This is a genomic window from Halopseudomonas salegens, assembly GCF_900105655.1.
Lineage (GTDB): Bacteria > Pseudomonadota > Gammaproteobacteria > Pseudomonadales > Pseudomonadaceae > Halopseudomonas > Halopseudomonas salegens.
Window position 1 is genome coordinate 1,157,002 of record NZ_LT629787.1, and the last position, 18,051, is coordinate 1,175,052.

Annotated in this window: 17 protein-coding genes; 7 read left to right on the forward strand and 10 right to left on the reverse strand. The window is 58.3% G+C overall.

Features of this window, described 5'->3' with window-relative positions:
• Positions 1 to 5: 5 nt before the first annotated feature.
• The gene (locus BLU07_RS05145; protein ID WP_092384811.1) at positions 6 to 1,652 is read right to left on the reverse strand and encodes a methyl-accepting chemotaxis protein; all 1,647 of its coding nucleotides are present in this window, start codon (positions 1,650 to 1,652) and stop codon (positions 6 to 8) included.
• Between the two features lie 306 nt (positions 1,653 to 1,958).
• Here BLU07_RS05145 and BLU07_RS05150 point away from each other — a divergent pair, with 306 nt between their 5' ends.
• The 4 genes from BLU07_RS05150 (at position 1,959) to BLU07_RS05165 (ending at position 5,918) form a co-directional block, all read left to right on the forward strand.
• On the forward strand, positions 1,959 to 2,729 hold the full coding sequence (locus tag BLU07_RS05150; protein WP_092384813.1) for a substrate-binding periplasmic protein: 771 nt from the start codon (positions 1,959 to 1,961) through the stop codon (positions 2,727 to 2,729).
• A 125-nt stretch (positions 2,730 to 2,854) separates the two neighbouring features.
• Positions 2,855 to 3,550 carry a retropepsin-like aspartic peptidase RloA3 gene (gene rloA3, locus BLU07_RS05155; protein WP_197675067.1) on the forward strand — a complete coding sequence of 232 codons (696 nt, stop codon included), beginning with the start codon at positions 2,855 to 2,857 and terminating at the stop codon, positions 3,548 to 3,550.
• Positions 3,551 to 3,586: 36 nt separating this feature from the next.
• Positions 3,587 to 5,389 (forward strand): ABCB family ABC transporter ATP-binding protein/permease, encoded by a 1,803-nt coding sequence (locus BLU07_RS05160; protein ID WP_092384815.1) that lies wholly within the window; start codon positions 3,587 to 3,589, stop codon positions 5,387 to 5,389.
• Between the two features lie 76 nt (positions 5,390 to 5,465).
• Positions 5,466 to 5,918, forward strand: a complete 453-nt coding sequence (locus BLU07_RS05165; RefSeq protein WP_092384817.1) for an acyl-CoA thioesterase — start codon at positions 5,466 to 5,468, stop codon at positions 5,916 to 5,918.
• Positions 5,919 to 5,972: 54 nt separating this feature from the next.
• On the opposite strand, the gene BLU07_RS05170 is transcribed toward BLU07_RS05165, so the two are convergent.
• The 9 genes from BLU07_RS05170 to BLU07_RS05210 form a co-directional block, all read right to left on the reverse strand.
• On the reverse strand, positions 5,973 to 6,686 hold the full coding sequence (locus BLU07_RS05170; RefSeq protein WP_092384819.1) for an electron transport complex subunit E: 714 nt from the start codon (positions 6,684 to 6,686) through the stop codon (positions 5,973 to 5,975).
• A complete protein-coding gene (gene rsxG, locus BLU07_RS05175; protein WP_231701697.1) occupies positions 6,673 to 7,332 on the reverse strand; it encodes an electron transport complex subunit RsxG in 660 nt (219 codons plus the stop codon). Before rsxG ends, BLU07_RS05170 begins: the two co-directional genes overlap by 14 nt.
• A 1-nt stretch (position 7,333) precedes the next feature.
• On the reverse strand, positions 7,334 to 8,401 hold the full coding sequence (gene rsxD, locus BLU07_RS05180; RefSeq protein WP_092384821.1) for an electron transport complex subunit RsxD: 1,068 nt from the start codon (positions 8,399 to 8,401) through the stop codon (positions 7,334 to 7,336).
• Positions 8,401 to 10,593 carry an electron transport complex subunit RsxC gene (gene rsxC, locus BLU07_RS05185; RefSeq protein WP_092384823.1) on the reverse strand — a complete coding sequence of 731 codons (2,193 nt, stop codon included), beginning with the start codon at positions 10,591 to 10,593 and terminating at the stop codon, positions 8,401 to 8,403. The genes rsxD and rsxC overlap by 1 nt, the downstream gene beginning before the upstream one ends.
• Positions 10,590 to 11,174, reverse strand: coding sequence for an electron transport complex subunit RsxB (gene rsxB / locus BLU07_RS05190; protein WP_092384825.1), 585 nt, complete (start codon positions 11,172 to 11,174; stop codon positions 10,590 to 10,592). Before rsxB ends, rsxC begins: the two co-directional genes overlap by 4 nt.
• 3 nt (positions 11,175 to 11,177) lie before the next feature.
• Positions 11,178 to 11,762 (reverse strand): electron transport complex subunit RsxA, encoded by a 585-nt coding sequence (rsxA, locus tag BLU07_RS05195; protein WP_092384827.1) that lies wholly within the window; start codon positions 11,760 to 11,762, stop codon positions 11,178 to 11,180.
• Positions 11,763 to 12,028: 266 nt separating this feature from the next.
• On the reverse strand, positions 12,029 to 14,074 hold the full coding sequence (metG, locus tag BLU07_RS05200) for a methionine--tRNA ligase (RefSeq protein ID WP_092384829.1): 2,046 nt from the start codon (positions 14,072 to 14,074) through the stop codon (positions 12,029 to 12,031).
• Positions 14,075 to 14,143: 69 nt separating this feature from the next.
• The gene (locus tag BLU07_RS05205) at positions 14,144 to 15,265 is read right to left on the reverse strand and encodes an AI-2E family transporter (RefSeq protein ID WP_092384831.1); all 1,122 of its coding nucleotides are present in this window, start codon (positions 15,263 to 15,265) and stop codon (positions 14,144 to 14,146) included.
• 158 nt (positions 15,266 to 15,423) lie between these two features.
• Complete coding sequence (locus BLU07_RS05210) at positions 15,424 to 16,344, reverse strand: hotdog family protein (protein ID WP_092389595.1); 921 nt, start codon at positions 16,342 to 16,344, stop codon at positions 15,424 to 15,426.
• A 242-nt stretch (positions 16,345 to 16,586) separates the two neighbouring features.
• Between BLU07_RS05210 and BLU07_RS05215 the strand changes: the two genes are divergently transcribed.
• The 3 genes from BLU07_RS05215 (at position 16,587) to BLU07_RS05225 (ending at position 18,010) form a co-directional block, all read left to right on the forward strand.
• On the forward strand, positions 16,587 to 16,748 hold the full coding sequence (locus BLU07_RS05215) for a hypothetical protein (protein WP_157719091.1): 162 nt from the start codon (positions 16,587 to 16,589) through the stop codon (positions 16,746 to 16,748).
• 12 nt (positions 16,749 to 16,760) lie between these two features.
• Entirely contained in the window at positions 16,761 to 17,198 is a 438-nt protein-coding gene (locus BLU07_RS05220; protein ID WP_092389598.1) for a nucleoside deaminase, read from the forward strand.
• 71 nt (positions 17,199 to 17,269) lie between these two features.
• Positions 17,270 to 18,010 carry a DsbA family protein gene (locus tag BLU07_RS05225; protein ID WP_092384835.1) on the forward strand — a complete coding sequence of 247 codons (741 nt, stop codon included), beginning with the start codon at positions 17,270 to 17,272 and terminating at the stop codon, positions 18,008 to 18,010.
• Positions 18,011 to 18,051 lie beyond the last annotated feature (41 nt).

Here is an 18,051-nt window from a genome sequence, read left to right on the forward strand (position 1 = left end):
GCTGCTCAGACTTTGAAGCGGTTCACCAGGCTGTTGATCTGCTTGCCCAGTTCCGTGAGGTGCTGGCTGGCCTGTGCTGTCTGTTGCGCACCATCAGTGGTTTCGCGTGCCAGTTCGGCGGCCTCGACCACGTTCTTGTTCACGTCTTCAACCACGGTGGATTGCTGCGTGGTCGCGCTGGCAATAGAGGCATTCAGCGCCACCAGCTGTTGCATGGAGGCGGCAATCTGCCCCAGTGCTTCACCGGCATGGTTGACCTGTTGCACACTGAGTTCCGAGTAGCGACTGCTTTCGTTGATCACCGATACCACGTTCTGGGTATTGGTCTGCAGCTTGGTGATGATGCTGTGAATTTCCTCGGTGGACTGCTGTGAGCGCTGGGCAAGATTGCGAACTTCATCGGCGACTACAGCAAAACCACGCCCCATTTCACCGGCGCGAGCGGCCTCGATGGCAGCATTCAAAGCCAGCAGGTTGGTCTGTTCAGCAATATTGCGGATGACATCAAGCACCGAAGTGATCTCGTCGGCATCTGCGGTCAGGGTTTCCATCTGTGCTACGGCAGTTTTCACGCTGGTGGACAGGTGATTGATCTCTTCGATGGTCAGGTCCACCTGACGGCGACCTTCTTCCGCACCCTCATTGGCTTTGGACACTTCCTCGGCAGCAGAACTGGCATTCTGGGCTACATCTTGCACGCCATACGTGATTTCGTTAATGGCGGTGGCCATCAACTCCATGCGTTCGGATTGGCGAGTCATGTCGCGCAGGCTGTTGCTGCTGATGCCATCCAGTTGCTCGCCAGCCGCAATCAGCTGTCGCGCGCTGTCGCCGAGCTGGCTGACCAGGTTGCGCAGGTTGTAACTGAACAGGTTGAAGTGTTTCGATAGTTCGGACAGCTCGTCGTTACCGCGCTCGTCCAGTTTGCGCGTCAGATCGCCTTCGCCAGAGGCAATATCATGCATGGCATGGACGACCAGCTTGAGCGGACGGGCAATACTGCGAGCTACGATAATCACAATGATTGCCATGAACAAGGTGATCAGAAGGACCTTGATCAGGGTATTGATCATTTCTGTACGGAATTTGGCCTGCATATCGTCGATGAATACACCGGTGCCGATCATGTAATCCCAGGGCTCGAAGTGCGTGACTGCCGCCATGCGGCCAACGCCGTCATCCTCGCCGGGCACGTCGCCGGGACGGGTCCAGGTGTATTCAAAGTGGGCTGTACCGTGTTCGCGCGCCAGCTGCACCATTTCCACAATGATGTTTTCGCTGTCTTCGTTCTGCATGCTGGTCAGGTCGACACCGACGGTCTGCGGGGCAAAGGGATGCATGATCATGATGTGGTTCATGTCATTCACCCAGTAATACTCGTTGCCGTCGTAGCGCATGCGCTCAAGCACAGCGAGGGCCTCTCGTTGGGCTTCTTCGCGGCTCATTTCGCCCTGGACCTCTTTCTCGTGGTAATGCCCCATCAGGTCATGGGCCACTTCCACCAGATGAGTAGCCTTGACGATTTCCGCATCGCGATACTCGGCATAGAGGTTGGCCAGGGAAATGCTGGCCTGAATCAGCATGGCAATCACTGCCACGGCCAGAATGATCCAGATCCGCTGACTTATCTTGAACTTGCGCAACAACTCCATGAACAACCTCCGCACAGGCCTGGTAATTTTTCTCGTAGGAGGCCCTCTGGCCCATAGCTGGTGACCAGCAACCTTGTTTTTATGTCGGCAGCAACTGCCTGAAACTTGAATCTGATTTAAAGTGTACTCGCTAAGTGCGTTGGCTGAACCATGATCAGCATTGGCTATCTGAGCTGCCAAGTCAGCCTGATACTGAATGATGCTATAGTGATATCATTCAGCTTGCCAGCATTACCGCAGCAGGCGCTATAAAGTCGCTTCGGCTACACTGCTGCAATAAAGATAATTATAAGAGAGCCTGACCAAATGCGCGTGCCTGTTATTGTCTTGTTCGTCTGGTTACTGCTGACCGCACAGGTTCTGGCCGGGCCAAAGACAGTCCCGGTCGGGGGCTATGTTTTTCCGCCTTTTGTCGATTTGACCTCTCAGGGGGAGTGGCGCGGCATTACCCTGGATCTGCTGGATGAGCTCAATCGGCTGCAGCATGACTATCACTTCGAGTTTTATCCGACCTCGGCCGGACGACGTTATGCCGACCTGCGAGCCGGCCACTATGAGCTGATGCTGTTCGAGAATCCGGCCTGGGGCTGGCCACCAGACCAGGTAGAAGGGTTGAAAGGGTTGGTTATGGGCCAGGAGGTGTTTATTGCCCGTCGCGCACAGGGCCGTGATCAGGGGTACTTTGCAGATCATGAAGGTAAGCGGATTGCACTGTTCAGTGGCTACCACTACGCGTTTGCTGACTTCATCAACAACAAGCAATACCTGCGCAGTAAACACAACGCGGTTTTTACCCAGTCTCAGGAAAGTAACGTGCAGATGGTACTGCGCGGACGGGTGGAGCTGGGTGTTGTAACGGATGCCTGGCTGGAAACCTATTTGCAACGGTATCCACAGTATCGCGATGAATTATTGATTGGTAGCGACCCCGATCAGTTGTACCAGCATTTTCTCCTGCTGCGCCGCGGCAGCACCCCTGATATGGCGACGATGCGACGCCTGTTCGAGCGACTCAAGAGCAATGGTGCGCTGGAACGTGTTCTTGTCCGGCATGGCATAAACGCAATCGCAGATTAGCCATTCCCTCAGGTGCAGATGTGAGCTTTCTTGCGTACACTGCGCAACCACATTCGGAACCTGCTCTGGCCAGTGAGGTCCATTGTCCTGATTTTTGGCTTACTCGACTCAAGGTCTGATCAATAATGATGTCTATCAAGCGCCAACTCCTCGTGTGTTGGGTCACTGCAGCGCTGACTGCGTCGACCACCAGCCTGGCCGGCGAATCGCAGGATGTTCCTGAAACCCTGCCGGATCAGCCGGTGCAGAGCAATGCTGTTCCTTCACAACTGATTGTAGGCTGGGTAGAAAAAGCCCGCGTGCTCCCTGAAAAAACGACCCTGAAGGTCAAGGTTGATTCTGGCGCCCTGACCAGCTCCATGCATGCGGTGAATATCGACCAGTTCATCCGGGGCGGAAAGCGCTGGGTTCGCTATGACGTCCCGGTGGTTGATGCTGAAACCGGCGACAAGGTGACCATGCATTTTGAAGTGCCGGTATATCGTCGCGTGCTGGTGCGTGGTGCCGGGGGAGAAGACCGTCGGCCTGTGGTGAAAATGGCTTTGTGTATTGGTGATCGCGTGTATGAAGAACAGTTCTCCCTGCGTGATCGTGGCGATATGAATTATCCGGTTCTCCTCGGGCGTCGCACTATTTCGCATATTGGGCTGATTGATGTGGCCAATACGTTTTTGCTGCCATTGAACTGTCCACCCGATGCCGATCAACAGGAGCGTGATCGCTTGGCGGAATTGGAAGCTGATGCTGCACTGATCGACGAGAGTCGCGTGGACGAGGCTGCCGAAGACGAAGATGGCGGCAGCCAGGAGTATGAAGAGTAAAAACATGCCCTTATCCTTCCTGCGAACCCCTGTCCGGTGAGACCGCTGACGGATAATCAGTACGCCAGTGGCCCGGTCAATTGGCGCATTGTTGCCAGTCTGCTGCCCTACCTGCGCGAGTTCCGTGGGCGCGTGACCCTTGCCTTGCTGTTGTTGTTCGTGGCCAAGCTGGCTGGTGTTGCCGTGCCCTGGGTGCTCAAGCTGGTGGTTGAGCACTTCGAACAGGGCGCCGATGCCTTGATGCTGGTACCGGTTGCCTTGCTTGCCGCCTACGGCCTCCTGCGTTTTTCTTCGGTGTTCTTTTCCGAGTTGCGCGATGCTGTCTTTGCCCGTGTGGCTGAGCGTGCCATGCGGCGTATTTCCTTGCAGGTATTCGAGCATTTGCATCGGCTGGATCTGGGCTTCCACCTCTCGCGGCGAACCGGTGGGCTGTCTCGGGATATCGAGCGCGGTACCAGCGGCATCAGCTTTCTGCTGCGCTTCATGGTTTTCAATATACTGCCTACGCTGCTGGAAATCGGTCTGATTGCCGTTATCCTGCTGCTCAACTTCAGCCCGATATACGCCCTTGCCGTGGTCGGCTCGGTGGTCACTTATGTGCTGTTCTCCGTCTGGTGTACCGAATGGCGGAATCATTTCGTGCGCGAAAGCAATCAAATGGACAATCGCTCGAATACCCGGGCAGTTGACAGTTTGCTGAATTACGAAACGGTCAAATACTTCGCCAACGAACACTTTGAAGCGCGCGAATACGACGCGCACTTGCAGCGCTGGGAAGCGGCACGGATGAAAAATCGCCTGTCGCTGGCTGCGCTCAATTCCGGTCAGGCGCTGATCATTGCCGGTTCAGTGACTCTGCTGATGTTTCTTGCTGCCGGTGAAGTGGCGGCCGGGGATATGAGTCTGGGTGAGCTGGTGATGATCAATGCCTACATGATCCAGTTGTTTATCCCGCTCAATTTTCTTGGTTTTATCTACCGCGAAATTCGCGAAGCACTGACCAATATCGAGCGACTTTTCAAACTCTTGCAAACGCCGGTTCAGGTTGCTGATGCTGCAGACGCCCAGGCCTTGCAGGTGCGTGGCGGTGCTGTTGACTTTGAGGGCGTGGCGCACGCCTATGAGCCGGGCCGGCAGATCCTGCACGATATCAGTTTTGCCATTCCGGCCGGGCACACGCTGGCGATTGTGGGCCCCAGTGGTGCGGGAAAATCCACCCTGGCCAGGCTGCTGTTCCGCTTTTATGACGTCAGTGCCGGCAGTATCCGTGTTGATGGGCAGGATATACGCAATGTGACACAGCACAGCCTGCGACAGGCCATTGGTGTGGTGCCTCAGGATACAGTGCTGTTCAATGATACGATTGGCTACAACATCGCCTATGGTGACCCCGGAGCCAGCGACGAGGCTGTATGGGCGGCTTTGCGTCAGGCCCAGCTGGAAGACTTTGTGCGCAGCCTGCCGAAGGGGCTGGATACGCTCGTCGGCGAGCGCGGCCTGAAACTGTCCGGAGGCGAGAAACAGCGCATTGCTATCGCCCGCGTGCTGTTGAAAAATCCCCCTGTCCTGATTCTGGATGAAGCCACGTCCTCGCTCGATACCCACGCCGAAAGGTTGATCCTGCAAGCACTGAATCAGGTCGCCAGCAAACGCACCACACTGGCCATTGCGCACCGCTTGTCGACTATCGTGCATGCCGAACGCATTCTGGTACTGGAACAGGGAAGGGTGGTCGAACAAGGCACGCATCCTGAACTCCTTGCTCTTGGGGGTGCCTATGCGCATCTATGGTCACAGCAGCAACGTCAACAACTTGATGGGCAGAATGCAGACGTCTAGCAGGCCAGACATCACAAGAATCAGCAGGCAGCTGTAGTACCATGCCAGCGCCAAGCCAAAACCAAGGAGACATGCCGTGAACTGGGATCTACCCAAGCCCTTTACCCTCGACATTCAGGTGCAAGCGGACGATATCGATGAACTCGGGCATGCCAATAATGCCAGCTATGTGCGCTGGTTGGAGCGTTGCGCATGGCAGCATTCACAATCACTCGGACTGGGGGTGGTGGAGTACCGTGAACTGGATCGTGCTATGGCTGTGGTGCGGCATGAAATAGACTATCTGGCGGCTGCCTACGCGGGTGAAAAGCTGACCATGGCAACCTGGATCGTTCGCTGGGACAAGAAATTGCGCATGACCCGACATTTTCAGTTGTGCCGTCAGTCGGATGGTTTGACGCTGTTGCGCGCCGCCACTACTTTTGCCTGCATTGAGCTGAGTAGCGGTAAACCCAAGCGCATGCCGCCGGTGTTCATCGAGGTGTACGCCAAAGGGGTGGTTGCCGACGATGCGCTGCCCAAGGCATAACACCCCGTTTGCAATCATTGATCTGCCTGCCGATGCACAGTCAGATTGCGCGTTTCAACCCACGGTTCCGGTTACCCGCACCCGCTTGCTGCCAACTACCGGGGCGGCCGCTTTGGCAGCCTGGCGTTGTTTGATCTGACTGTCGATGGTGTTTTTCAGGGCGATCAGCAGGCCCATAAAAACGAAGGCGCCGGGCGGCAGGATAACGAAGAGGACGTCCTTGTAATTGGGGAAGACGACCAGTGTCCAGTCGGCGGCCCAGGGGCCGAGCAGCAGGTCCATGCTGGCAAACAAGGTGCCATATCCCACCAGCTCCCGAAGCATACCGAGGACAATCAGTACCAGGCCAAACCCGACCCCCATCATGAAACCATCCAGGGCCGAGGGCAGAATGGCATTTTTCGAGGCGAAGGCGTCGGCTCGACCGAGAATGGTGCAGTTGGTAACGATCAACGGTATGAAAATCCCCAGTATCTGGTACAGCTCATAGGTGAACGCCTGCATCAATAGTTCGGTGATGGTGACCAGCGCGGCGATGATCATGACAAAGGCGGGTAGCCGCACTGCCGGAGTAACGGCATGGCGGATCAACGAGACCAGGATGTTGGAGCCGGTCAGTACCAGCATGGTAGCCAGCGCCAGGCCCAGCGCGTTGACTGTGGTGCTGGAGACGCCGAGCAGCGGGCAGAGCCCGAGTAACTGAACCAGCCCGGGGTTGTTGTGCCAGAGGCCGTCGGCGGTGATTGCTTTGGCGTTAGTCTCGGCCATCGGTAGTGTCCTCTGCCATAGGGTTCAGCAATTCTGCGCGATGCTGTTCAAAGTACTCCAGGCTGCGGTAGACCGCCTGAACGACAGCGCGGGCGGTAACGGTGGCTCCGGTGAACTGGTCAAAGTCGCCGCCATCCTTGCGCACGGCCCAGTTCTCCGGGGCCGGCACTTCGATACTGGTGCCGTTGAAGCTGAGGATCCAGGGATCCTTGCCGAGCTCGATCTTGTCGCCCAGCCCGGGTGTTTCGCGGTGACTGGTTACCCGTACACCGGCGATGTCACCATTGGCGCGAATCCCCACCAGCAGATCGATGCGCCCACTGTAACCATCCGGGGCGATGACCGGAAGGATGACCGCAACCACGTCACCGTCCTGTTTGCCACGCCAGGCTTCAGCCGGACGCGAGAGATTCAGGTGGCGGCGGTCGTCGACCAGAAAGCTGTCATCCAGCAGATCGTTATCGTGCTGGTCGTGTGGCAGGATTTCATTCAGCGCGCTCATCTGCACGCGGCGCTGCTCGTTGGCAATGCGCTCGGCGGTGCCTTGCTGGGTCAGCGCAATCAGGCCGACAGTGGCAATGGCGAATACGCCAAGAATAATGCCGTTGCGCAGCATTGAGCTGCCGGTGGTGTTGGGGTTGTCCATATCAGTCGACCTTGCCCATGCCGCGCTGGGCCTTGCGGTGCCCGTAGGTGCGCGGGGTGGTGTAGTAGTCAATGGTCGGTGCGGCCAGGTTCATCAGCAGCACGGCGAAGGCGACCGCATCCGGGTAGCCGCCCCAGGCACGGATCACATAGACCAGCACGCCGACCCCGATACCGAAGATCAGACGCCCCAGGTTGCTGGTGGCGCCCGAGACCGGATCGGTGATGATAAAGAAGGCGCCCAGCATGGTGGCGCCACCAAGCAGGTGGAACAACGGCGAGCCGTTGGAATCCGACCCTGAGCCACTCCAGAACAGCAGGCTCATGACAAAGAGCGCCACCAGCATGCCGACCGGTGCATGCCAGGTAAAGATCTTCTTGTAGATCAGGAACAGGCCGCCGGCCAGGTAGGCGAGGCTGACCCATTCCCAGGCGTAGCCGGCAAAGATGCCGAATACGGGTTGTTCGGCGCGCAGTTCGTCCATGGTCAGGCTGGTGTTGTTCTTGACCACATCCAGCGGGGTTGCCAGGGTCCAGCCATCAATGACCTGAGTCGCGGGCAGAAAAACGTGGCGCAAGGCGTCGAGAAAGCCCAGGGTTGCGTTGAGTTCCGGCATCACCTGCTCAATCCCGCGCCAGGCCGGCCAGGCGGTCATTTCCACTGGAAAGGAGATGAGCACTACCACATAACCGAGCATTGCCGGGTTGAAGGGATTCTGGCCCAGGCCGCCATACAGTTGCTTGCCGAGCACGATGGCGCAGCCGGCGGCAACCAGGACCAGCCACCAGGGGGCCAGCGGTGGCAAGGCCAGCGCCAGTAGCCAGGCGGTGACCAGGGCGCTGCCGTCGCGCAGGAAGAACTGCAGGGGTCGCTGGCGCAGCCAGAGAATCAGTGCTTCAAAGCCGATGGCAAAGAGACTGGCCAGGGCAATATTGATCAAGGTGCCCCAGCCAAAGAACCAGGTCATGGCGGCCACGCCGGGCAGGGTGGCGGCCAGTACCCAGAGCATGATGGTCTGGGTATGGTTGGCGCCCCGGGCGTGGGGGGAGGTGATACGGGCCAGGGCCATCAGTCGGTCTCCTTGCTGGCCATATGCGCGGCAAAGGCTTTTGCGGCTGCATCCAGGGCCTGTCTGGCATTGACCTGGTCTGCTTCCAGACTGGCAATGGTGTCGGCGCTGGTGTCGGTGTTGTCGGCCAGCGCCCGCTCGGCTTTCTTGAAGGCGGCCTTGGCCATGGCCATATCGGTTTTCAGTTGCCGTGCGGTTTCATCCACCGGCTTTTTTTCGACGGCTTGCTTGCGAGCAGGCTCGCTGGCTGCCGGCAAGCGTGCATCGGCTTCCGCCACCTGCTGACGCAAGTGATCGATCTCGGCCTGCTGTTCGGCGCTTGGCTGTTCGCCTGCCGCCCGCTCGGCCTTGCGCAGGCTGGCACGCAGCATCGCGGCTTCGATCTTGAGCTTTTTCGTCGCATCGTCAGCCGCGGCAGCCGGTGGGGCTGGCGGCTGGGTGCTTTGTTCGCCAATAGCTTGCTGGTAGGCCTGTTCGGCTTGTTCCAGCGCCTGCTCCAGCGTAGGTATCTGGGCTTGCAGGTCTTCATTGTCCGGGTTGGCGGCCAGCTGTTTCTGTGCTTTTTTCAGCGCCATGCGTGCGGTGGCAGCGGCGATCTTGAGCTGTTTTTGCTCATCGCTCAAGCCATCGGTTTTTTTCGCCTGCAGGCGGGCGAGATCGGGTTCGGCCGAACGGTCACTGGCTTGGTCAGGCGTCGCCGAGTCGTCAGCTTTGGCCGCTGCGGCCTCTGCCTTGGCAGCCTTCATGCGCGCGGCTTTCTCAGCCTTGGCCTGACGATCGCGCTCTTTCTGCTCGGCTTCACGCTGCAAACGGGCCTGGCGCTGCTCGAAGCGCTGCTTGGAATGTTCCGCCTTGTGCTGTTGCAGTTCCTGCTCACGAATCTCGGCCTTGGCGGCCCGGTAGTACTGCACCAGCGGGATGCTGCTGGGACACACGTAAGCGCAGGCGCCACACTCGATACAGTCAAACAGGTGCTGGCGTTTGAGCTGGTCGTAATCCTTGCCGAGAGCAAACCAGTGCAGCTGCTGTGGCAGCAGTTCGGCCGGGCAGGCTTCGGCACAGAGGCCGCAGCGGATGCAGGGTTGTGCCGGCGGTGGTGGCGGCAGCTCTTGCTGGCTGCCGGCGAGCAGGCAGTTGCTGGTCTTGATCACCGGCGCGTCCGTGCTTTGCAGGGTAAAGCCCATCATCGGGCCGCCCATGACCAGGCGATAGAGCCGGTCAGGCTGCAGGCCGGCATATTCGAGCAAATGCCTGATAGGGGTGCCGATCAGGGCTTCCACGTTGGTTGGCCGTTGCAGGGCATCACCGGTGAGGGTGACGATGCGTTTGATCAGGGGCTGCCCGAGGATAATGGCGTCATGCACGGCGATCAGGGTGCCGATGTTCTGGCAGACCATGCCGATATCGGCCGGCAGGCCGCCGCTGGGTACTTCTTTGCCGGTGAGAATCTGGATCAGTTGTTTCTCGCCACCGCTGGGGTATTTGGTCGGAAAGCTGATGACCTGCATGGCCTTGTCACCCACAGCGGCCTGCATGGCGGCAATGGCCTCGGGTTTGTTGTCTTCAATCCCGATCAGTACCTCTTCGGGATGGAGGATATGCATGAGAATTTCGATGCCGCTGACGACCTTGTCGGCCTGGTAGCGCATGGCGGTATCGTCGGCAGTAATGTAGGGCTCGCACTCGGTACCGTTGATGATCAGGGTATGGATTTTCTGTTCCGGCCGCGCCTTGAGTTTGGCGGCGGTGGGAAAGCCGGCGCCACCCAGGCCGCTGACGCCGGCCTGGCGGATGAGCTCCATCAGGGTGTCGGCATCCAGGGCGCTGAAGTCACTGACCGGATTGCACTCGACCCAGGAGTCTTTGCCATCGGGCTCGAGGGTAATCGCCCACTCTTCCAGCCCGGAGGCATGCGGGTAGGGGGCCGGGCCGATGGCGCTGATGCGCCCTGAGGTGGGGGCGTGCAAGGGCGCGCTGATCAGACCGCTGCTTTCGGCGAGCAGTTGGCCCTTGCTGACCTGATCGCCAATAGCGACGACGGGTTCGGCGGGCGCGCCAATATGCTGTTGCAGGGGCAGTATCAGCTGCGCGGGCATGGGCACGCTTTCCAGCCCACGCTGGGTGGACTGGTGTTTGTTTTCTTCCGGGTGAATGCCGCCGGGAATATCCCAGATTCGGATGGCTTGGGTCATGCGCTGGCCTCCGTGGCACGGTCACTGGCGATAACCTGGGTGGCAGGCAGGGGGTAATCCCATTTCCAGTTTTTCGCGGTCGTTGGCAACGGCACCATGTCGATGCAGTCGACCGGGCAGGGTTCGACGCAGAGGTCGCAGCCGGTGCATTCGTCGACAATCACGGTGTGCATCTGTTTGGCGGCACCGAGGATGGCGTCGACCGGGCAGGCCTGGATGCATTTGGTGCAGCCGATGCATTCGTCTTCACGGATATAGGCGACCATTTTCGGCTTTTCTTCGCCATGTTCGGCATCCAGCGGCGGGGCTTCGACGTCGAGCAGGTCGGCGAGGGCGTGGATGGTGGCTTCGCCGCCTGGCGGGCATTTGTTGATGGGCTCGCCGTTGGCGATACCTTCGGCATAGGGTTTGCAGCCGGGATGGCCGCACTGGCCGCACTGGGTTTGTGGCAATAGGGCGTTGATCTGGTCGACGATGGGGTCACCTTCGACTTTGAAGCGAATCGCGGCAAAGCCGAGAATGCCGCCAAACAGGAGGGCGAGGGCGAGCAGGACGAGGACGGCGGTGAGTACGACGCTCATGATTTACAGCCTTATCAGTCCGGTGAAGCCCATGAAGGCGAGCGACATCAGGCCGGCGGTGATCATGCCGATGGCGGCACCCTGGAAGGGGGCGGGGACGTCGGCGATGGCGATACGCTCGCGCAGGGCGGCAAACAGGATCAGAATCAGGGAGAATCCGATGGCGGCGCCAAATCCGTAGGTGGCGGATTGCATGAAGGTCTGTTCGCTGCGGTTGGTGTTCAACAGGGCGACCCCGAGTACGGCACAGTTGGAAGTAATCAGTGGCAAGAAGATGCCCAGTACCCGGTACAGCAAGGGGCTGGTTTTGTGCACGACCATCTCGGTAAATTGGACGACGACGGCGATTACCAGGATGAACGATATGGTACGCAGGAATTCGAGTTCTAGCGGCACCAGTATGTATTGAAATGTGATGTAGCTGAGAATGGCAGCCAGGGTAAGCACAAAGGTGGTGGCCGCAGACATGCCAATGGCCGTCTCCAGTTTGCCGGAGACGCCCATAAAGGGGCACAGCCCGAGAAACTGGACCAGTACGAAGTTGTTGACCAGGATGGTGCTGATCAATATCAGGGCAAATTCTGTCATGCTTACCCAACCGTTTTCCAATCGCCTGCGATAGCTTCAAGGGCGATCTGATTGTGCCGGCCGGCTTTCCGGCCAGCGGCTGAGGACACGCGGTGAATACATCCCTGTACGCTCGTGGATGCCATCCCTGGCATCCAACGGTCCTCAACCGCTGACCGGAAAGCCTGCTCTCAAATTCCGTGCAGTCTGCGGGAAAACCCACATAACCTGCTTAATGTTTGATTCCAGCCTGAAGCTTACAGCGATTTCCGTCAGCCTCCGGCTTGCTACATCACTCTCTGACCCGGCTTGGCACCCTGATCGGGGCTTAGCAGGTGGATCTCCTTGCCGCCCGGGCCGGCGGCCAGCACCATGCCTTCGGACACACCGAATTTCATCTTGCGCGGGGCCAGGTTGGCGACGTAGAGGGTCAGCCGGCCTTCCAGCGCGCTGGGATCAGGGTAGGCGCTCTTGATGCCGGAGAAGACGTTGCGCTTGGGACCGCCGAGGTCGAGGGTCAGGCGCAGCAGTTTGTCGGCGCCTTCAACGAATTCGGCTTTTTCAATCAGGGCAATGCGCAGGTCAACCGCGGCAAAGGCATCGAAGTTGATTTCGGCGGCCAGCGGTTCTTTGTCCAGTTCGCCATTGGTCGGTGCGGCGGCTGCAGCATCGGCGGCCAGGTCTTCTTTTGAGGCGGCAACCATGGCTTCAATTTTTGCCGGCTCGATGCGTGTCAGCAATGGCTGGAAGGCATTCAGCTGGTGGTTGGCCAGCAGGGTCTGGTGATCATCCCAGGTCAGGGCCGGGACGTTGAGGAAGTCCTCGGCGGCAACGGCCAGTTTTGGCATGACCGGTTTGAGCAGGATGATCAGCTGGCGGAACAGGTTGATGCCCAGGGAACAGATGGCCTGGACCTCGGCCTGCTTGCCTTCCTGTTTGTTCAGTGCCCAGGGCGCCTGTTCGGCGATCCAGGCGTTGGCGCGGTCGGCCAGGCCCATGATATCGCGCATGGCGCGGGAGAAGTCGCGCTTTTCATAGGCGTCGCCGATGCTGGGCACGGCGGCGAAGAAGGCGGCGGACAGTTCTGGGGCCGGGTTGGCGTCGACCATAACGCCCTGGTTGCCTTTATGGATGAAGCCGGCGCAACGGCTGGCGATATTGACCACTTTGCCGACCAGATCGGAGTTGACCTTCTGGATGAAGTCGTCGAGGTTGAGGTCGAGGTCTTCAACACCGCGGCTGAGCTTGCAGGCGTAGTAGTAGCGCAGGTATTCCGGCTGCAGGTGATCCAGGTAGGTGCGCGCCTTGATGAAGGTGCCGCGGGACTTGGACATTTTCTGGCCGTTGACGGTCAGGTAGCCGTGCACATTGACACCGGTCGGCTTGCGGAAGCCGGCACCGTGCAGCATGGCGGGCCAGAACAGGGTGTGGAAGTTGACGATGTCCTTGCCGATAAAGTGATACAGCTCGGCGCTGGAATCCGGCCCCCAGAAGGTGTCGAAATCGAGTTCGGGGCGGCGCGCGCAGAGGTTCTTGAAGCTGGCCATGTAACCGATCGGCGCGTCGAGCCAGACGTAGAAATATTTGCCGGGCTCGCCGGGGATCTCGAAGCCGAAGTAGGGTGCGTCGCGGCTGATGTCCCATTCCTGCAGTTCGTTGTTCAGCCATTCGTCGATCTTGTTGGCGACGGCGTCCTGCAGGGCGCCACTGCGGGTCCATTCCTTCAGCATGGCCTGGAATTCGGGCAGCTTGAAGAAGAAGTGCTTGGAATCCTTGAGCACCGGGGTGGCGCCGGAGATGGCCGAGCGCGGGTCTTTCAGTTCGGTGGGCTCGTAGGTGGCGCCGCATTTTTCGCAGTTGTCGCCGTACTGGTCTTCGGCGCCGCATTTGGGACAGGTGCCCTTGATAAAGCGGTCAGCGAGGAACATGCCCTTGTCGGGGTCGAAGTATTGGGTGACTGAACGCGTGGCGATGTGGCCAGCTTCTTTCAAACGTCCGTAGATAAGCTCGGCAAGCTGCTGATTTTCTTCTGAATGTGTCGAGTAGTAGTTGTCAAACTCAACCAGGAAATCGGTAAAGTCGGCGCTGTGCTCGGCGTGCACGTTGGCGATCAGCTGTTCGGAGGTAATGCCTTCCTTTTCCGCACGCAGCATGATGGCCGAGCCATGGGCGTCATCGGCGCAAACATAGATGCACTGGTTGCCGCGCAGCTTCTGGTAGCGCACCCAGATGTCGGTCTGTATGTATTCCAGCATGTGGCCAAGGTGAATCGAGCCATTGGCGTAGGGCAGGGCGCTGGTTACCAGAATCTGACGGGGTTGAGCAGTCGACATAGTCTCTCGGCTTAAGCTGGCTGACAAATTGAAGGGGCGTAATCATACCTGTTTGCCGCCGTGCGGTCATCAGCCTTCGTGGTGGTTGTCTTCGCTGATTGCTGGCTGTTGCGGTAGTTGCAGGCCGATTTCAGCCGTCTCCGTGGCCTCGCGACGCTCGGCAAACAACAACCATACACTGATAAACAGGGCGGCAATCAAGGGGCCGATGACGAAGCCGTTGAGGCCGAACATGGACAGGCCGCCAATGGTAGCAATCAGGACTACGTAGTCCGGCAATTTGAGTTCTTTGCCAACCAGCATGGGGCGCAGGACATTGTCGGCCAGACCAATAATGGCGGCACCGAAAGAGGTCAGCACGATGGCCTTGACTACGTCACCGGTGGCGAGGAAGTAAATGGCTACAGGACCCCAGATCAGGCTGGCGCCAACAGCGGGAAGCAATGACAGTATGCCCATAAGCACGCCCCAGAGTACGGCGCCAGGCAAGCCGAGAATCCAGAAGATAATGCCGCCAAGTGCACCCTGCACGGCGGCGACCAGAATATTGCCTTTGACGGTGGCTTTGACGACGCGGGTAAATTTGTCCTGCAGCATGCCTTTGTGTTCGTCACTGAGCGGCGCAGCACGGCGGATATGTCCGGCGAGGGCCTTGCCGTCGCGCAACAGGAAAAACAGCAGGTACAACATGATGGCGAAACTGATCAGAAAGTGAACGGTGTCGGAGCCTACGCTGAGGGCATGGGTGGCGATAAATTGACCAGCTTGTTCCGCACCTTGAGCCAGGTAATCCTGCAGGCCATCCAGATTGTCCAGGCCAAAGCGTTGCAGCAACTGCTCCAGTGGTCCCGGCATGGCATCCATTACTTGCTGAAAGTAGTCGCCAAAGTCAATGTCACCTTGTTTGACCTTTTCGTAGAAAGATCTGGCCTGGCGCACCAGTGATGCGGTCAACAGGGTGACCGGCAAGATAACAATGAACAGAATCAGCAGCAGGCTGATACCCGCAGCCAGACTGGGTCGGTTGGGCATGCGATCGGCAATGCGTCGTTGTACCGGATAAAAAAGAATCGCGAGAATGGTGCCCCAGAAAATGGCGCTGTAGTAAGGCAGCAATAGCCAGATAAAGGCGAGGGATACCGCAATCAGCAATACCACAAAGCTTTTGTCTTCGGGTCGTCCGTTCAGCATGGTTACGTCCTGTAAGAGAGTCGATGGCACCGGGAACCGGGCTATATAAATGTCGACCTGCAGTGTATAGCGATTGCTGGCTGGCGGGAAAGGTGTTGTATGAATGTGTGCTGTGCGGAGGGGGTGGGCAGCCTCCGAAGAGGCTGCCCGATGAGGACTCAGCTGTTGGCTTCAGCCTCATACTCGGGATAGGAATGTTTCAGGGTGGCGTGATTGAGCAACATTTCAGCTTTCAGGGTTTCACCCTGAGCATCATAGATGCGTGAACGCACCCAGTAGGACTCGGTACGCTTGCTTTCCGACAGGGCAACAATCTCACGGCGGATAAGGTAGTCCTCGCCGACCAGTAGTGGGCCGTCGACCATGCGGATCTCCTGGTCGGCAAACAAGCCGATGACCGGCTGTTTGACCGGAAACTCGGCCAGTTTGCTGCTGTATTCGGCGAGAACACTGACCATTTCCATTGGAATGATCGCGCTGCCCCAGGGCGTGCTGGCTGGATCGGCATACCAGGGTGTGTTTTCGGTAATACGCTCGAGCTTGTCCTTCAGCGAGAAAGGATAAAGGTTACCCATGTGCTGTTCGGCATCCATGCGCACCGGCTCGTCCTGCTTGCCGGTCATACCGACATGCAGGTCGGCGAGAATGACCAGCTTTTCCGGGGCACGCAGCTTGGCCATGCGCTGGTCGAGCAGGGTTTCGCCATGGTCGGGCCCCAGGCTGGCGCTGGCTTCCAGTACCGGCGTGCCATCGGCTTTTTCCGCCCAGCAGCGCACGCGCGTGGCGCCAGGCGCCGGGCGCTCGACAAAGGCGCGGACCTGTTCGCCTTCCACTACCATATTCTGGAAATGCGCCGAGAAGCAGCCTCGCTCGAACCAGGCCTGGCCCCAGAGTTCGACCAGCAAGGGGGCAAACTGGCTGAAATGCGTTGGGCCCTCGATTGGGCCAGCCTTGAAGCCGAGCTTTTCCGCCATGCTGTCATCGTGAATCGAGGTGTGCCCGCTGTATTCCTGGTCAGCCAGCATCTGTCGTGGTTCGCGCAGCGGGCCACAGAGGTAGAGAGGTGTTTCAAAGCTCATGGTCAGTTCCTTGTCAGCCAGTCCGGAAAATAGTTGCATGCGAGTGCAGAAAACAAAAGTGTAGGCTCGGTTTGCTGCTGTCGGCAATTGCTCTGTCAGCTGCTATTCAGGGAATGGATAATGCGGCGGTTTAGTCGGCAGGGTTTTCTGTCGGATTGCAGTGACACGCTGAATCCTCTGCTATCTTGATCTGTGTGTCAGTCAATTCGCAACCGCAGTCAATGGCTGCCAGTGAGGATGTTATGCCTACCGACCACAAACACCCGGGTGAAAATAATCAGCCGCATGAAACCTTGCCTCAAGACCAGCCTGCGCACGATCGCTGGGAGGGCCTGGTAGAAGGTGAAGAATTGAATGAGCTGGACTATGACAAGTTGAGTCATATCGCCGATGAAGAGGATTGATCCGGGATCATGATGGATGAATTTATGCAGGCCGCCATTGACGAGGCCCGCAAGGGGTTGGCTCAGGGCGGAATTCCGATTGGCTCGGTCATTGTGCACCAGAACCGGATCATCGGTCGTGGGCATAATCAGCGGGTGCAGCAAGGCAGCGCTATTCTGCATGGTGAGATGGCGGCTTTTGAACAGGCCGGCCGGCAACCGGCCAGTGTCTATCAGGAATCGGTTCTCTATACCACATTGTCACCCTGTGCCATGTGTAGCGGGGCGATATTGTTGTATGGCATACCGCGCGTCGTGATTGGAGAAAATCAGACGTTTATGGGCGAAGAGGTCTTGCTGCGAGAGCGCGGTGTGGAGCTCAGCGTGATTCAGGACCAGACCTGTATCGGTCTGATGGATGACTTCATCGCGACCAATCCTGAGCTTTGGTATGAAGATATTGGTGTCTGATGGGCTGTCCGGGCTGGCTTGCTCGGTTATAGTGAGGCATCAGCAACAATAAATATGCCAAGGGGGAACATATGGGTGAAGCCAGACAGCGCAAGGATAAGGGTGAACCAACACTGGCCAGCCGTCAGCGCAAGCGTCAGCAATTTCTGATCTGGGGCGGCGGTTCGTTGTTGGTGGTTGCTGTCATTGCTCTGGCTATTTATCTGGCCACACCGGGCACCGGACCGGTCGGGGGCTTGCCGCAAGCCGCCGAGGGAGCATCGCCGTTCCCGTCGCAGGTGGATCAGTACGGGGTGCAACTGGGCGACCCTGACGCGCCGGTTGTGGTGCGGGAATTTGCTGATTATCAGTGCCCGGCGTGTGCCAATTTTTCTCGGTTGCATGCCGATTTGAAAGCCGAGTATATCGATAGCGGTCAGGTGCGACTGGTTTTTTTTGATATGCCGCTTTCCCAGCATCGCAACTCTCTGGTTGCTGCCCAGGCAGCGCGTTGCGCAGGGGCGCAAAACAGGTATTGGGAGATGCATGACCAGTTGTTTGCCAGGCAGTCTGGTTGGAGTCTGGAATCTGATCCTGTCGAGACCTTTACTGGCTACGCGGAAGATCTGGATCTGAATGCGGCACGTTTTTCCAGCTGTTTGCGTCGGGAACAGCGCCTGGACGAGGTGGAGGCGTCAATGCGGGTAGCCAGACAATTGCAGGTAGCCAGTACGCCTACCGTGTTTGTCGATAACATTCACTTGCCGCGTCCTGCGTGGGAGGTGTTGTCCGGGGTTATTGATCGGGAGCTGGCTGCAGCCGAGTCGGACTGATTGTTGCTCGGGCGGCGATTCGGAGGCGTACTTCAGCCGGA

Bases quoted from the DNA above. Each gene is read 5' to 3' on its own strand.
- BLU07_RS05145 (WP_092384811.1), bottom strand. From the start codon at position 1,652: ATGGAGTTGTTGCGCAAGTTCAAGATAAGTCAGCGGATCTGGATCATT.
- BLU07_RS05150 (WP_092384813.1), top strand. From the start codon at position 1,959: ATGCGCGTGCCTGTTATTGTCTTGTTCGTCTGGTTACTGCTGACCGCA.
- rloA3 (WP_197675067.1), top strand. From the start codon at position 2,855: ATGATGTCTATCAAGCGCCAACTCCTCGTGTGTTGGGTCACTGCAGCG.
- BLU07_RS05170 (WP_092384819.1), bottom strand. From the start codon at position 6,686: ATGGCCGAGACTAACGCCAAAGCAATCACCGCCGACGGCCTCTGGCAC.
- rsxG (WP_231701697.1), bottom strand. From the start codon at position 7,332: ATGGACAACCCCAACACCACCGGCAGCTCAATGCTGCGCAACGGCATT.
- rsxD (WP_092384821.1), bottom strand. From the start codon at position 8,401: ATGGCCCTGGCCCGTATCACCTCCCCCCACGCCCGGGGCGCCAACCAT.
- rsxC (WP_092384823.1), bottom strand. From the start codon at position 10,593: ATGACCCAAGCCATCCGAATCTGGGATATTCCCGGCGGCATTCACCCG.
- rsxB (WP_092384825.1), bottom strand. From the start codon at position 11,174: ATGAGCGTCGTACTCACCGCCGTCCTCGTCCTGCTCGCCCTCGCCCTC.
- rsxA (WP_092384827.1), bottom strand. From the start codon at position 11,762: ATGACAGAATTTGCCCTGATATTGATCAGCACCATCCTGGTCAACAAC.
- metG (WP_092384829.1), bottom strand. From the start codon at position 14,074: ATGTCGACTGCTCAACCCCGTCAGATTCTGGTAACCAGCGCCCTGCCC.
- BLU07_RS05205 (WP_092384831.1), bottom strand. From the start codon at position 15,265: ATGCTGAACGGACGACCCGAAGACAAAAGCTTTGTGGTATTGCTGATT.
- BLU07_RS05210 (WP_092389595.1), bottom strand. From the start codon at position 16,344: ATGAGCTTTGAAACACCTCTCTACCTCTGTGGCCCGCTGCGCGAACCA.
- BLU07_RS05215 (WP_157719091.1), top strand. From the start codon at position 16,587: ATGCCTACCGACCACAAACACCCGGGTGAAAATAATCAGCCGCATGAA.
- BLU07_RS05220 (WP_092389598.1), top strand. From the start codon at position 16,761: ATGGATGAATTTATGCAGGCCGCCATTGACGAGGCCCGCAAGGGGTTG.
- BLU07_RS05225 (WP_092384835.1), top strand. From the start codon at position 17,270: ATGGGTGAAGCCAGACAGCGCAAGGATAAGGGTGAACCAACACTGGCC.